Origin of the sequence: Microbispora sp. ZYX-F-249 (genome assembly GCF_039649665.1) — a bacterium.
In the GTDB taxonomy this organism is placed as follows: Bacteria; Actinomycetota; Actinomycetes; order Streptosporangiales; family Streptosporangiaceae; genus Microbispora; species Microbispora maris.
In genome coordinates this window covers 93,706-107,117 of record NZ_JBDJAW010000013.1, presented here as the reverse complement: position 1 = coordinate 107,117, position 13,412 = coordinate 93,706, and the positions used below count along the sequence as shown (strand labels likewise).

Sequence of the window (13,412 nt, the reverse complement as noted above, 5' to 3'; positions counted from 1 at the left end):
CTGCCTAACCGGGTGGATGGGCGCGCTCGGCGTTCGAGCACGATCTCACCCCTCCCGTGGCGAATGGTCCGGTCCAGGACGAGATTGCCGCACGGCCGGGAATACCGCAAACGACTGCGGAATTCCCGGCCGGGACGGAAACGGACTAGTTGCCGATGTACGGAACGGCTTCGAGGATCTCGACCGTGTTCTGCCTGCCGTTCGGCAGCGTGTACGTCGCCTTCTCCCCGATCTTCTTGCCGTTGATCGCGGACCCGAGGGGAGAGTTCGGCGAGTAGACGTCGATGGGCGCGCCGCTCTCCTCGCGGGAGGCCAGCAGGAAGGTGACCTCCTCGTCGTCGCCGTCGAAGCGGACCGTCACGGTCATGCCCGGACCCACGATGCCCTCGGCGCGGGGAGCCTCGCCGACCCTGGCGCTGTCCAGGATCTGCCGGAGGTGGAAGATGCGGGCCTCCATCTTGCCCTGCTCGTCCTTGGCGGCGTGGTAGCCGCCGTTCTCCCTGAGGTCACCCTCTTCCCGGGCGGCTTCGATCTTCTTGGCGATGTCCGTGCGACCCGGGCCCGAAAGGTACTCGTACTCCTCCTTGAGGCGGTCGTACGCCTCTTGCGTCAGCCAGGTGACGTTGTCGTTCTGGGAGACGGCCACGGGCTCTCCTTGTTTCCGTAAGTGACTCGAAAGGCTGTCAAGATAACGCCTTCGAACGCTTCCCCAAAGATTCCACTATACGAGATCGCAGTAGTCGACATGTACCGCTGTGGCCTGCGCGCTCGTCCTCAGCCGCTCGGTGAACTCGAGGTCCGACCGGCCCCTGGGAATGCCGACCTCGCGGCTGCCGACCTCCAGGTGCTTGGTGTCGAGCGCCTGGATCCGGCACGTCGCCGCCCGGTCGGCCGGCTTGTGCACGGTGAAGGTGATCACGGCGGAGTCCGGAGCGCTCGCGTCGAAGGTGATGACGTCCGCGCTCACGGACGGATTCCCGTTGGCACGCAGCATGACGAAGCCCCATCCGCCCGCGATCACCGCCACGATCAGCGCAATCACGACGTACGGCACCAGCCTGGCGGGCCGCGCCGGGCGGGGCGGGAAATCGTCCGGGGTGCCGAGCACCGGGCGTGTCCCCTGGCCGCCGGCCTCATCCGTGGGCATCGCGGAATCTCCCTGAGGATTGTCGGTGTTGTGCGAGACGATCGTCCCCACAATTCGACCGTGGCGTGACGCGGGCCAGCCGGGTCCGGAACGCACGGTCACTTAGAAGCTAACCTCTTTCCGTAGCCAGAGGACACCATGAGGAGAGCCGTGAGTGCACCGTTGAGACTGATGGCCGTGCACGCGCACCCAGACGACGAGTCGAGCAAGGGCGCCGCCACGATGGCCCGCTACGTCGCGGAGGGCGTGGAGGTCCTCGTTGTCACGTGTACGGGCGGGGAACGCGGCTCGATCCTCAACCCCAAGATGGACCGGCCCGACATCCTCGAGAACATGGGCGAGGTGCGCCGCCAGGAGATGGAGAAGGCGCGCGAGATCCTCGGCGTGCAGCAGCGTTTCCTCGGCTTCGTCGACTCCGGGCTGCCGGAGGACGAGAACGAGCCGCTGCCCGAGGGGTGCTTCGCGCTGCAGCCGCTCGAAGTGGCCTCCGCGCCGCTCGTCGCCGCCGTCCGGGAGTTCCGGCCGCACGTGATCCTCACGTACGACGACAACGGCGGCTACCCGCATCCCGACCACATCATGACCAACCGGGTGTCGATCGAGGCGTTCGAGGCGGCGGGCGACCCCGACCGCTACCCGGGCACGGGCGAGCCGTGGCAGCCGCTGAAGCTCTACTACCACATGGGCTTCACCCGGGAGCGGTTCGAGGCGCTGCACAACGCGATGACCGAGCGCGACATGGGCTCGCCGTACGCCGACTGGATCGCGCGGTGGGAGGACCGTCCGCAGAAGTGGGAGGTCACCACCAAGGTCCCGTGCGCGGAGTACTTCGAGATCCGCGACCTGGCCCTGCTCGCGCACGCCACCCAGGTGGACCCCGACGGGTTCTGGTTCGTCTGCCCCCGTGAGCTCCAGCAGGAGATCTGGCCGACCGAGGACTACCACCTCGCGCGGTCCCTGGTGGACACCACGCTGCCGGAGGACGACCTGTTCGCGGGGATCCACGCGGAGGTCACCCCTGCCTGCTCGTAAGCTGGGGGCGTGGACGCAACCAGCTACGGGCCGGGTCTCCTGGGTTTCCTCGTCGTCGCCGCGATCGGCGTGGCCCTGTTCTTCCTGCTGAAGAACATGAACAAGCAGATGAGGAAGATCCAGGTGCCGCACGACGGCCGCGAGGACGAACAGCGCGGGAACGGGCCCGAGGCGTGAGCACGGACGCGCGAGTGGCGCACAACGCCGCCGCGTCGCGCTACGAGATCCTGCTCGGCGACACGCTCGCCGGGTTCGCGCAGTACCGGCTGCGGGACGGCTCGATGGTCTTCACGCACACCGAGGTGCGCGGCGAGTTCGGGGGCCGGGGGCTGGGCGGCATGCTGGTCGGCGCGGCCCTGGACGAGGCACGGGCGGCCGGCCTGCGGGTCGTGCCGCTGTGCTCGTTCGTGGCCTGGTACATCGAGAAGCATCCGGAATACCGCGAGCTGGTGGACGACGACTACCGCGGCCTCGTCGACGCGCCGGAATAGGCCCGGACGGCGCCGGGCCGCCCGCGACCATCATCGGCCGGGGGCGCGACACCGCCGGTCGGGTACGCGGGAGCGTCAGTCGGGCAGGGCGGGGCCTGAGGACCAGGCGCGTTCCAGCGCCTTGGGCAGGCCCCACCAGCCCAGTGGGGTCAGCACCTCGGATCGGTCCACGATGCCGAGGTGCGCCCACAGCGGCGTCACCGCCGTGAACAGCATCTCCGTCGCCTCGAGGTCCTCCGGCTCGTCCGGGTCCACGTCGACGTCCTCGGAGTCGGCGATGAACCGGGCGATCCGCTCGGGCGAGGCGAGCACCCCCGGGCCGTACCGGACCAGGGTGATCACCGACGCGAGCCAGTCGGCGTGGTGGATGGCGCACAGCGAGGCCAGTATGGAGTCCTCGTGGCTGAGCTCGCCCTCCATGTCGAAGAACCGGGCGGCGTCCTCCTCGTCCGGCAGGTCCGAGATGGGCGCGGCGATTCCGGCCGCGACGGTGAGCCACAGGTCCTCGTCCCCTTCGGGCAGGTCGCCGTCCTCCAGGCCGGCGCAGGCGCGCAGCACGTTGCCCGGGTAGCCGGGCCGGGTCAGCGTCACGCGCAGCCGCCGGGCGGCCGAGTGGAGGTCGGCCGCGGGGAAGGGCGGCTCCGGCAGGTCGTCGAGCACCCGCCGCAGCTCGCTCAGCGCGAACGCCTCCTCCTCGTCCCAGGCGGCGTACAGCTCCCGGTCCTGCTCGTCGTTGACCACGACACCCGGCACCCGGCCGTCCGGCAGCGGGGTGCCGAGCCAGCGCTCCTGGAGCTCCTCGTAGGCGTGCCGGGCGGCGGGGTCGCCGGCGGCCAGCGCGTCCGCGTCGATCTCCCCGGCCGTCAGCCTCTCCTCCAGGAACTCGACCAGCCGCTCGTACATCTCCGTGGCCACCGGCCCGCGCTCGCTCTCCTCCGGCCACAGGAAGTAGCTGCGGGTGAGCATGATCGGCTCGGTCCCGCTGGACTCCAGCCAGCGCTGCACGTCGCCGACCGTCGCGACGCCGGACTCGATGCTCGTCAGCACGGCCTTGGCCGAATCCCAGAACACGGGAGTCAGCGGATTGCCCGCCGCGAGCAGCTGCCGCCGCAGGTCGGGAAGGGCGACCAGGGCCTGTCCGGACGGAACGGCCAGCAGCACCCGCGCGACGTCGCGCCGCGTCATGAAGGCCGCGGGGCGTCCCGAGTGCCTGACAGCGAAGTCCAGATCCAAGCCCACGTCCTGTGAGCCTACGCCGGGACGCGCCGGAACACATCCCCGCGGTCGCCCGCGCGTTCTCCCGACATGACAAACAGCTCCACCCGGGAAACCAGAGCGCTCCGCGTCACGGCGAGCGGCCCCGGAGCGATCCGCACCCGAATCGTCCTTTCTGACGGTGTGAGAGGCTGGCCCTATGAACCGGCTGGGTGGCGAGACCTCTCCCTACCTCCTGCAACACGCGGACAACCCGGTGGACTGGCTCCCCTGGGGTGAGGAGGCCTTCGCGGAGGCCCGCGGGCGCGACGTCCCCCTGCTGATCAGCGTGGGGTACTCGGCATGCCACTGGTGTCACGTCATGGCGCACGAGTCGTTCGAGGACGAGGCCACCGCGACGCTGATGAACGACATGTTCGTCAACGTCAAGGTGGACCGCGAGGAGCGGCCCGACGTGGACGCCGTCTACATGGGCGCGGTCCAGGCGATGACCGGCCAGGGCGGCTGGCCGATGACGGTCTTCGCCACCCCCGACGGGCACCCGTTCTACGCCGGCACCTACTTCCCCCGGCCGCACTTCCAGCGGCTGCTGCACGCCGTCTCGCAGGCCTGGCGGCAGGACCGGGAGGGCGTCCTGGCCCAGGGCGAGAAGGTGGTGGAGGCGCTCGCCGGGCAGACCGGGGTTCCGTCGGGCCCGGCGCCCACCGCCGAGACCCTCGACCTGGCCGTACGGAACCTCGCGGACGGCTTCGACGACCGGCGGGGCGGATTCGGCGGGGCGCCCAAGTTCCCGCCGTCCATGGTCCTGGAGTTCCTGCTGCGGCACGGCACCCCAGATGCCGTCGCCATGGCGGAGGCGACCATGGAGGCGATGGCCAGGGGCGGCTTGTACGACCAGCTGGGCGGGGGCTTCGCCCGCTACTCCGTCGACGCGGGCTGGGTCGTGCCGCACTTCGAGAAGATGCTCTACGACAACGCGCTGCTGCTGCGGGTCTACGCCCACTGGTGGCGGGCGACCGGATCGGTCCTGGCCAGGCGGGTGGTCCTGGAGACCGCCGAATGGCTGCTGCGCGAGATGCGCACGCCGGAGGGCGGGTTCGCCTCCGCCCTCGACGCCGACAGCGAGGGACCGGACGGCACGCACGGCGAGGGCTTGTTCTACGTCTGGACCCCCGAGCAGCTCCGCGAGGTCCTCGGAGAGGACGACGGAGCCTGGGCGGCCTCGGTGTTCGAGGTGACCGGCACGTTCGAGCACGGCACGTCGGTGCTCCAGCTTCTCGCCGACCCCGACGACCCGGCCCGGTTCGACCGGGTCCGTACGGCCCTGCGCGCCGCGCGGGAGCGCCGGCCGCGGCCCGGACGGGACGACAAGGTCGTGGCCTCCTGGAACGGGCTGGTGATCGCCGCCCTGGCCGAGGCGGGCGCGCTCTTCGAGCGGCCCGACCTGGTCGACGCCGCGCGTGAGGCGGCCGTGCTGCTCGACGGCCTGCACACGGTGAGCCGCGACCCGGCCCGGCTGCTGCGCACCTCCCGCGACGGCCGGGCGGGGGCCAACACGGGCATGCTGGAGGACTACGCCAACGCGGCCGAGGGCTTCCTCGCCCTCTATGGCGTCACCGGCGAGAGCCGGTGGTTCCACCGCGCCGCAGATCTGCTGGAGACCGTGCTGACGCGGTTCCCCGACGGGTCCGGGGGGTTCTACGACGCCCCCGACGACGGCGAGCGGCTGTTCCAGCGGCCCCAGGACCCGACCGACAACGCGACGCCGTCGGGCCAGTTCGCGGCGGCGGGCGCGCTGCTGTCGTACGCCGCGCTCACCGGCTCCGCCCGGCACCGGGAAGCGGCCGAGGCGGCGCTGGGCACGGTCTCCGCGCTCGCGGAGCGGCACGCCCGGTTCGCCGGATGGGGTCTCGCGGTGGCTGAGGCGGCGCTGCGCGGCCCCGCCGAGGTGGCGATCATCGGCCCGGCCGACGACTCCCGTACGCGTGCGCTGCACCGGGCGGCCCTCATGTCCGGCACGCCGGGTTTGGTCGTCGCGCTGGGCACCGGACAGCCCGGCGCCGCACTCGTGGACGTGCCGCTGCTGGAGGGCCGGGGCATGGTCGACGGCTCACCCGCGGCCTACGTGTGCCGTCGGTTCACCTGCCGCGCGCCGGTCACCACCCCCGCGGAACTGCGGGCCGAACTGGCCCGGTAGAAGCGGCGGCCACCCTCAGCGGGGGCCGCGGAGCCGATCGCCCGCCGCCCGGACGAAGGCGCGGACGCGTGCGGTGGAGTTGTCGGCTCTCCACAGCAGACCCCATTCCAGCGGTGGAGCGTCGCTGAACGGGACGTAGGCGACGTCGGGCCTGGCGTAGTAGCGCCTGGCCTGCGCGCCGACCGGAAAGGCCCCGTGACCTGCCCCGATGAGGGTGAGCATCTCGTTGAACGTGGCCGCGGCGGGGCCGGGCTCGATCATCCGTCCGGAGGGCGTGGTGCGCGGGGTGCGATCCTCCCGCAGGGAATCCGGGAGCGTGCCGGGGAGCTGGAGCAGGGGAACCCCGGCCAGGTCCTCCAGGCAGACCGACTCCCGGCGGGCGAACGGATGCCCGGACGGCACCGCGAGCAGGCGCGCCTCCGACACCAGGACCGGCCCGGTGACGATGCCGGGCTCCTCGACGGGGAAGGTGCCCAGCGCGACGTCGACCTCCCCGGCGCGCAACCAGGGCATGAGATCGACCATCTGCGCTTCCCGGAGCTGGACGTCGCAACCGGGCTCGCTCCGCCGCAGGAGTTCGGCCGCCCCGACGAGCAGCTGCCCGCCCGCGGCGCCGACGAAGGCGACGCGCAGGGTGCCGATGACGCCGCGGCCTTCGGCGACGGCCTGCTCGAAGGCGGACGTGATCTGGTGCCAGGCGGGTCGCGTCTGCTCATGCAGTCTGCGGCCCAGCGGGGTCAGCTCCACCCTGCGGCTGGTGCGGTGAAACAGCGGGACGCCGACGCGGCGTTCGAGCTTGGCGATGGTCTGGCTGATCCGGGCGGTGGACACCCGCAGGCGTTCGGCGGTGCGGCCGAAGTGCAGCTCCTCCGCGAGGGTGAGGAACGCCTCCAGCTCGTGCCGCTCCAGCATCACGCCCCCATCGTTAACTCAGGCTTCACGATCATTGCACAGGACCGCGTTGATCGGCTCTGCGCTCGGCCCGAGAGTGGGACAGGTCCGCGGCTTTCTTCGGCCCCGCCGAAGCCGTCCGGCCTGCCACCACGGAAAGAAGATGATCGTGAACGCTCTGAACGCCCTGCGCTCCGCCGTTCGCGGGCGGGTCTGGTTGACCGGCGACTCCGGCTTCGACGCCTCCCGCCGTCCGTGGAACCTGGCCGTCGAACAACCGGTGGCGGCCGTGGTGGAGGCGGCCGACGCCGACGACGTCGCCGCGCTGGTCCGGCACGCCCGCACCGCCGGATTGACCGTCGCCACCCAGCCGAACGGGCACGGCGCGACCGGCCGCACCGACGGCGCCGTCCTGCTGCGCACCAGGCCGCTGGACTCCGTGGAGATCGATCCGGCCGCCCGGCGCGCCCGCGTCGGAGCCGGCGTGTCCTCGGGTCGCCTGCAGGCCGCCGCCGCGCCGTACGGCCTGACCGGCCTGCCGGGCAGCTCTCCGGTCGTCAGCGTCACCGGCGTCGCCCTCGGCGGCGGGCTCAGCTGGTTCGGCCGGGCCCACGGCTGGGTCGCCGACAGCGTCACCGCCTTCGACATCGTCGACGCCGAAGGACGACAGCGGCGCGTCACCGCCGAAACCGACCCCGACCTGTACTGGGCCCTGCGCGGCGGAGGCGGCGACTTCGCCGTCGTCACCGCCCTGGAGCTGTCCCTCCACCCCGCGCCACGACTCTACGGAGGGCGGGTGCTGTGGCCGGCCGAACACGCGCCGGACGTCCTGGACGCCTACCGGCGGATCACCGCCAGCGCTCCGGACGAGCTGACCGTCTGGCTGGATCTGCTGCAATTCCCCGGCTCCGCTCCCATGGTGGCGGTGGACGCCGCATACCTCGGTGAGGCGGCCGAGGCTCGCGATCTGCTGGCTCCCCTGGAGCGCCTTCCCCGGCCGCTGTCGGACACCCGGCGGACCATGCCGGTCTCCGAGCTCGGGTCCATCACCGCCGAGCCCACGGAGCCCGGCGCCGGCTCCTCCCGCGCTGAGCTGCTGACCCGGCTGGACGACACGACGGCCAAGACGCTGCTCGCCGATCCCGTCGCTCCGCTGATGAGCGTGCAGATCCGCCATCTGGGCGGCGCGTTCGCCCGCCCTTCCGACAGCCCGCACGGACCGCTGGCCGAGCCTTACGCGCTCTACCTGTTCGGCGTCCCGGCCGACCCGGCGACGGCCGAGGCGATCACGGCCAGGCAGCGCGCACTCGCCGAAGCCCTCCCGGTCGGCGGGCGCAAGCCCCTGACCTTCCTCAACCCCCGCGAGAGCGTGGCCGACGCCTTCACCCCCGCCGTGCTGAAGCGCCTGCGGGGCGCCAAGCGCCGCCACGACCCCCATGGCGTCTTCCGCGGCAACTTCCCCGTTCTCGCCGCCGAAGAGTCACAGCCGCCCGCCACGGGACTGCCCTTCTGAGCCGTCAGCGGGCGGGAACCTGGGCGACCGGTAGCTGGGGCCCGGGGACCTGCGTGAGCGGTGCGGGCTGGTCACCATGACCGTCCTGGCCGGTCTGGCCGGTCCGCCTGGTATCGGGACCCGTGGCGGCGCCCGGGGCCCTTCTTGCGCCCGTTCCCGTGGCGCCCGCGTCGGATCTGTCGTTCGCCGGCCCGGGGGCGGCGTCCGCGGCACCCGAGTCGCGGGCACGGGCCGCGCCGGCCGGGCCCGTCACCCCGTCGATTCCGTTCGCGCCACCTCGCGGGCCGGCCTCGCGGTCCTGGCCGGCCGTGCCCTGCTGCTCCTCCTCCGCGTCCGTGGTCGCGCCGGGCACGTCCTGGTCCGGCGGCACCACCGCTCCCCCCGGCCCGTACGGTCCGTAGGGGCCATCGGCACCGGGCGGACCCGACGGGTAGGGACCGGACGGATAGGCGGTGGGAACGCCGCTCGGCTGAGGCAGAGCCATGCCGTAGGTGTTCCAGTCGTAGGGGTTCCACGTGACCGGGTCGGGGAACTCCCGGACCGGCTTGCCCTCCATGGCGGTGCTCATGAAGGATTTCCAGATCTCGGCGGGCAGCGTGCCGCCGTACAGCTCGCCGTAGCCGGGAACGGTCACCGGCTTGTTGTCGTCGCGGAACATGTCGACCGCGACGGCCAGCTGGGGGACGTAGCCGGAGAACCAGACCGCGGCGGACTCGTCGGTCGTGCCGGTCTTGCCCGCCACCGGGCGGTCCCACAGGCCCGCGGCGCTGCCGGTGCCGCTGCGCACCACCTGCTCCAGCGCGTACGTCGTGTCGGCGGCGGTGTTCTCGCTGAAGGCCCGGGTGCCGGGCGGGGCGAACCTGCGGGTGAGCCCGGTGCCGTCGGTGACCGCCCGGATCACGTGCGGCTCGTGGTGAATGCCCCCGGCGGCGAACGTGGCGAACCCGGAGGCCTGCTGCACGGCGCTCACCGACGCCACACCGAGGGGCAGCGTGGCGGCGCCCTGGTGCGGGGCGAGCTGTGCCGCGGGGATCCCGGCGGCCCGCGCCGCCGCGACGACCTTGTCGATGCCGATCCGCTGGCCCAGATCCACGAAGGCGGTGTTGACCGAGTACTGCGTCGCCTCGAGCAGCGTGATCGCCGAGCCGTACGACTTGCCGCCGGAGTTGGGGATGTCGGTGGCGCCGACGCGGATGGGTGAGTTGCCGTAGACCAGCGTGTCGAGCCCGTAGCCGGCTTCGAGCGCGGCGGCCAGCGTGTAGGGCTTGAAGGTCGAGCCGGCCTGGACCTTGGCCGAGAAGGCGTTGTCGTACTGGTTGGTCTCGTAACGTCCGCCGTAGAAGGCGACGACCTCGCCGGTCGCGGGGTCGACGGCCGCCAGGCCGGTGCGGACCTTCTTGGGGGTGTCCTCCGGCAGGACCGACTTGACCGCCTGCTGGGCCTGCGCCATCAGCTTCTTGTCGAACGTCGTGGTGACCTTCAGGCCGCCGTGGTTGATGTCCTCGTCGGTGAAGCCGAGCCGGTTCAGCTCGGCGCGCACCTGCGCCAGCATGTAGCCGTTCTGGCCGCCGAGGGACAGCGGCGCGCGCTGCTTGGCGAGCGTGGGGAACACCAGCGCGCCGGCCTCCTCGCGGCTGATCGCGCCGATCTCGCGCATGCCCCGGACCACGGACGCCCATCTGGCCTTCACCGCGTCGAGCGCGGCCCCGGTCGGGTTGGCGAAACGGGTGGGCTGCTGGATCACGGCGGCGAGATAGGCGCCTTCGGCCGCCGTCAGGTTCTGCACGTCCTTGTCGAAGTAGGCCCGCGCGGCGGCCTGGACGCCGTACGCGCCCCGGCCGAAGTAGATGGTGTTGAGGTAGCGCTCCAGCACCCAGTCCTTCGGCATGGAACGATCCACCTTCAGCGCGATCATGACCTCTTTGAGCTTGCGCGCGATGGATCGTTCCTGGCCGAGACCGCTGTAGTAGTTGCGGACCATCTGCTGGGTGATGGTCGAGCCGCCCTGGAGCTGGCGGCCGGTGATCGTCGACCAGACGGCGCGGGCCGTGCCGGACACGGAGACGCCCTGGTCCTGATAGAACGTGCGGTTCTCCGCCGCGATCACCGCGCTTCTGACGGCCTGCGGGACCTGCGTGAGCGGCACGTTCTTGCGGTTGACGCCTTCGTTGGCGAGGACGGTCTTGCCGTCCCGGTAGTAGATCACCGAGCCCTGGGCCGTCGCCAGTTCCTGGGTGCTGTCCGGGATGGGGGTCAGCGCCCACACCACGGCGAGGAACACGACGAGCCCGGCGATCGCGGTGGCCAGACTCACGAGCAGGACGCGCGGCAGCCGTCTTCGCCGGCGAGGCTCCGGCGCGCGGCCGCCTTCGCCGCCTCCCCCGTTCGGGCCGCCGAGTGACGCCCGCGGATCCACGGCGCCCTCCTCGATCGGGCCCTCCTCGGCGCTGTCCACGCTGTGACCCCCGATAAGTCCGATACCCCCGCTACGCCCGTTTGTGCCCCTGAGCTGGGCGGATAGGAACACGGTAAACGATGGCCATCGGTGGTCCGGCACTTCCCGCGACGTCTGTGGAAAAGCCTGGCCCACGGCGGGACGTGTGGAAAACCCGTGCGGTCAGCCTCCGGCCGCCCGGACGAGCGGAAGGGTCCGGTACGGCACCGGCGTGTCGAGCGCGATCACCGACTCGGTCCGTACGACGCCCTGCACGTCCACGATCCGGTCGATGACGCGCTGGAGGTCGGCGTTGCTGCGGGCGACCACGCGGCAGAACATGTCCCCGCCGCCGGTGATCGTGTGGACCTCCAGGACCTCGGGGATGAGCGCGAGCTGGTCGGCCACCGGCACGTGCCCCGCGACCTGCCTGATGTGCAACGTCACGAACGCCGTCACGTCGAAGCCGAGCGCGGCCGGATCGATGTCCGGGCCGTAACCGGTGATGACCCCCCTCGCGGCCATCCGGTCGAGCCGGGCCTGCACCGTGCCCCTGGCGACGTTCAGCCGGCGGGAGCACTCGAGCACGCCGATCCTGGGCTCGGCGGCCAGCAGTGCGACAAGTCGGGCGTCGAGGTGGTCAATCGTCATAACGATTTCCCCTTGTCCGAAGCGAAGGCTGAGCACATTGTCCACCTATTTGAGTCACTGTTGCACAAATTGGCCATGCGAACGGACGCTTGTCACATGAACGATGTCTTTCCGGTTCACGGCATGGACGCGGTGGTCTTCGCCGTCGGCAACGCGAAGCAGGCCGCGCACTACTACTCGACCGCCTTCGGGATGCGCCTGGTGGCCTACCGGGGGCCGGAGACGGGCAGCCGCGACGAGGTGGCGTACGTCCTCCTGTCGGGCTCGGCCCGGTTCGAGCTGCGCGGAGCCGTACGGGCGGGCACGCCGCTCGCGCGGCACGTGGCCGAGCACGGCGACGGCGTCATCGATCTCGCGCTGGACGTGCCGGACGTGGAGACGGCCTACCGGCACGCGCTGGAGAACGGGGCCCGGGGGCTGGAGGAGCCCCACGTGGTCGAGGACGAGCACGGCAAGGTCGTCGTCGCGGCCATCGCGACCTACGGCGAGACCCGGCACACGCTGATCGACCGCGCCAACTACACCGGCACCTACCTGCCGGGATACGTCGCGGCCGAGCCCATCGTCGCGCCGCCCGCCGTGAAGAACGGCCGGCTCTTCCAGGCGATCGACCACTGCGTCGGCAACGTCGAGCGCATGGAGGAGTGGGTGGAGTTCTACGAGAAGGTCATGGGCTTCACCAAGATGGCCGAGTTCATCGGCGACGACATCGCCACCGAATACTCGGCGCTGATGTCCAAGGTCGTCGCCGACGGCACCCGCAAGGTCAAGTTCCCGCTCAACGAGCCCGCCGAGGGCAAGAAGAAGTCCCAGATCGAGGAGTTCCTGGAGTTCTACGGCGGTCCTGGCGTGCAGCACATCGCGCTCGCCACCAACGACATCCTGACGACCGTGGACGCCATGCGCGCGGCGGGGGTCGAGTTCCTCGACACGCCCGACTCCTACTACGACGACCCGGAGCTGCGCGCCCGCATCGGGGAGGTCCGCGTGCCGGTCGAGGAGCTGAAGAAGCGCCGCGTCCTCGTGGACCGCGACGAGGACGGCTACCTCCTGCAGATCTTCACCAAGCCGGTGGTGGACCGCCCGACCGTCTTCTTCGAGCTCATCGAGCGGCACGGGTCCCTCGGCTTCGGCAAGGGCAACTTCAAGGCGCTCTTCGAGGCCATCGAGCGCGAGCAGGCACGCCGCGGCACCCTCTGACGCACCCTTTGCGCCTGCCCGGCTTTGACCGAAGGGCGGCGGGGTGACCATTCAGCCATGGGAACACCGCCGCCTCCGGGAAGCCCGTACGAGGAACCGAGGAGTCCCTGGACACCCCCGCCCTTCGGGCTGACGGCGCCGCGGCTCGCCGGCCGCTGGCGCCGCCTGTTCGCCGGGATCCTGGACGCCGTGCTCATCGGACTCGTCGCCTCGCCGCTCACCTGGGACGACTGGCGGGTCGTGTCCGAGGGCACGACGGGAGCGGTGGCCCGGGTTCCGGTCGGCAACGGTCTCCTCGTCGGGCTGATCGGGTTCCTCTACTACTGGCTGCTCCAGTCGTTCTGGAACGGCCAAACAGTCGGCAAAAGAGTGTTCGGCATGCGCGTGGTGCGGGAGACCGGGGAGCCGGCCGGTCCCGGGCCGATCGCGGTCCGTCAGGCGGTGGAGATCGTGCTGGGCTGGTTGTTCTGCCTCGGACTGGTGAACCTCGCGTGGATCCTGTTCGACCGCAGGAAGCAGGCCCTGCACGACAAGGCGGCCCGGACGCTCGTCGTGGACGCCTGAGACGGCCGCCCCAGGCGCAACCTTCGAGACGGCCGCCCCCCAGGCGCAACCCCGAGACGGGCGCCCCCCAGGCGCAA

Annotated in this window: 13 protein-coding genes; 7 read left to right on the top strand and 6 right to left on the bottom strand. The window is 71.4% G+C overall.

Annotation, left to right across the window (positions count from 1 at the left end):
* Nucleotides 1-145: 145 nt before the first annotated feature.
* Together greA and AAH991_RS17700 are read right to left on the bottom strand one after the other, a co-directional pair.
* The gene (gene greA, locus AAH991_RS17705; RefSeq protein WP_139577342.1) at nucleotides 146-646 is read right to left on the bottom strand and encodes a transcription elongation factor GreA; all 501 of its coding nucleotides are present in this window, start codon (nucleotides 644-646) and stop codon (nucleotides 146-148) included.
* 75 nt (nucleotides 647-721) lie between these two features.
* Complete coding sequence (locus AAH991_RS17700) at nucleotides 722-1,147, bottom strand: DUF4307 domain-containing protein (protein WP_346226940.1); 426 nt, start codon at nucleotides 1,145-1,147, stop codon at nucleotides 722-724.
* 150 nt (nucleotides 1,148-1,297) lie between these two features.
* Between AAH991_RS17700 and mca the strand changes: the two genes are divergently transcribed.
* Genes mca through AAH991_RS17685 form a run of 3 tightly spaced genes read left to right on the top strand, consistent with a single transcriptional unit; the run spans nucleotide 1,298 to nucleotide 2,670 of the window.
* Nucleotides 1,298-2,179, top strand: coding sequence for a mycothiol conjugate amidase Mca (gene mca, locus AAH991_RS17695; RefSeq protein ID WP_346226939.1), 882 nt, complete (start codon nucleotides 1,298-1,300; stop codon nucleotides 2,177-2,179).
* Nucleotides 2,180-2,188: 9 nt separating this feature from the next.
* Nucleotides 2,189-2,356, top strand: a complete 168-nt coding sequence (locus AAH991_RS17690; protein WP_346226938.1) for a hypothetical protein — start codon at nucleotides 2,189-2,191, stop codon at nucleotides 2,354-2,356.
* A complete protein-coding gene (locus tag AAH991_RS17685) occupies nucleotides 2,353-2,670 on the top strand; it encodes a GNAT family N-acetyltransferase (protein ID WP_346226937.1) in 318 nt (105 codons plus the stop codon). Before AAH991_RS17690 ends, AAH991_RS17685 begins: the two co-directional genes overlap by 4 nt.
* Before the next feature lie 75 nt (nucleotides 2,671-2,745).
* Here AAH991_RS17685 and AAH991_RS17680 read toward each other — a convergent pair whose 3' ends face one another.
* The gene (locus tag AAH991_RS17680; protein ID WP_346226936.1) at nucleotides 2,746-3,909 is read right to left on the bottom strand and encodes a hypothetical protein; all 1,164 of its coding nucleotides are present in this window, start codon (nucleotides 3,907-3,909) and stop codon (nucleotides 2,746-2,748) included.
* Nucleotides 3,910-4,084: 175 nt separating this feature from the next.
* Between AAH991_RS17680 and AAH991_RS17675 the strand changes: the two genes are divergently transcribed.
* Nucleotides 4,085-6,082, top strand: coding sequence for a thioredoxin domain-containing protein (locus AAH991_RS17675; RefSeq protein ID WP_346226935.1), 1,998 nt, complete (start codon nucleotides 4,085-4,087; stop codon nucleotides 6,080-6,082).
* Between the two features lie 15 nt (nucleotides 6,083-6,097).
* Here AAH991_RS17675 and AAH991_RS17670 read toward each other — a convergent pair whose 3' ends face one another.
* Nucleotides 6,098-6,994, bottom strand: a complete 897-nt coding sequence (locus tag AAH991_RS17670) for a LysR family transcriptional regulator (RefSeq protein WP_346226934.1) — start codon at nucleotides 6,992-6,994, stop codon at nucleotides 6,098-6,100.
* A gap of 148 nt (nucleotides 6,995-7,142) precedes the next feature.
* On the opposite strand from AAH991_RS17670, the gene AAH991_RS17665 reads away from it, so the two are divergent.
* Complete coding sequence (locus AAH991_RS17665) at nucleotides 7,143-8,486, top strand: FAD-binding oxidoreductase (RefSeq protein WP_346226933.1); 1,344 nt, start codon at nucleotides 7,143-7,145, stop codon at nucleotides 8,484-8,486.
* Nucleotides 8,487-8,490: 4 nt separating this feature from the next.
* Here AAH991_RS17665 and AAH991_RS17660 read toward each other — a convergent pair whose 3' ends face one another.
* Together AAH991_RS17660 and AAH991_RS17655 are read right to left on the bottom strand one after the other, a co-directional pair.
* A complete protein-coding gene (locus AAH991_RS17660) occupies nucleotides 8,491-10,941 on the bottom strand; it encodes a transglycosylase domain-containing protein (RefSeq protein ID WP_346226931.1) in 2,451 nt (816 codons plus the stop codon).
* Nucleotides 10,942-11,103: 162 nt separating this feature from the next.
* Entirely contained in the window at nucleotides 11,104-11,571 is a 468-nt protein-coding gene (locus tag AAH991_RS17655; RefSeq protein WP_346226930.1) for an Lrp/AsnC family transcriptional regulator, read from the bottom strand.
* A gap of 96 nt (nucleotides 11,572-11,667) precedes the next feature.
* Here AAH991_RS17655 and hppD point away from each other — a divergent pair, with 96 nt between their 5' ends.
* On the top strand, nucleotides 11,668-12,771 hold the full coding sequence (gene hppD / locus AAH991_RS17650) for a 4-hydroxyphenylpyruvate dioxygenase (protein WP_346226929.1): 1,104 nt from the start codon (nucleotides 11,668-11,670) through the stop codon (nucleotides 12,769-12,771).
* 57 nt (nucleotides 12,772-12,828) lie between these two features.
* Nucleotides 12,829-13,335, top strand: coding sequence for an RDD family protein (locus AAH991_RS17645; RefSeq protein WP_346226928.1), 507 nt, complete (start codon nucleotides 12,829-12,831; stop codon nucleotides 13,333-13,335).
* The last annotated feature ends 77 nt before the right edge of the window (nucleotides 13,336-13,412 follow it).

Bases quoted from the DNA above. Each gene is read 5' to 3' on its own strand.
- AAH991_RS17700 (WP_346226940.1), bottom strand. From the start codon at position 1,147: ATGCCCACGGATGAGGCCGGCGGCCAGGGGACACGCCCGGTGCTCGGC.
- AAH991_RS17645 (WP_346226928.1), top strand. From the start codon at position 12,829: ATGGGAACACCGCCGCCTCCGGGAAGCCCGTACGAGGAACCGAGGAGT.
- AAH991_RS17670 (WP_346226934.1), bottom strand. From the start codon at position 6,994: ATGCTGGAGCGGCACGAGCTGGAGGCGTTCCTCACCCTCGCGGAGGAG.
- hppD (WP_346226929.1), top strand. From the start codon at position 11,668: ATGAACGATGTCTTTCCGGTTCACGGCATGGACGCGGTGGTCTTCGCC.
- AAH991_RS17655 (WP_346226930.1), bottom strand. From the start codon at position 11,571: ATGACGATTGACCACCTCGACGCCCGACTTGTCGCACTGCTGGCCGCC.
- AAH991_RS17675 (WP_346226935.1), top strand. From the start codon at position 4,085: ATGAACCGGCTGGGTGGCGAGACCTCTCCCTACCTCCTGCAACACGCG.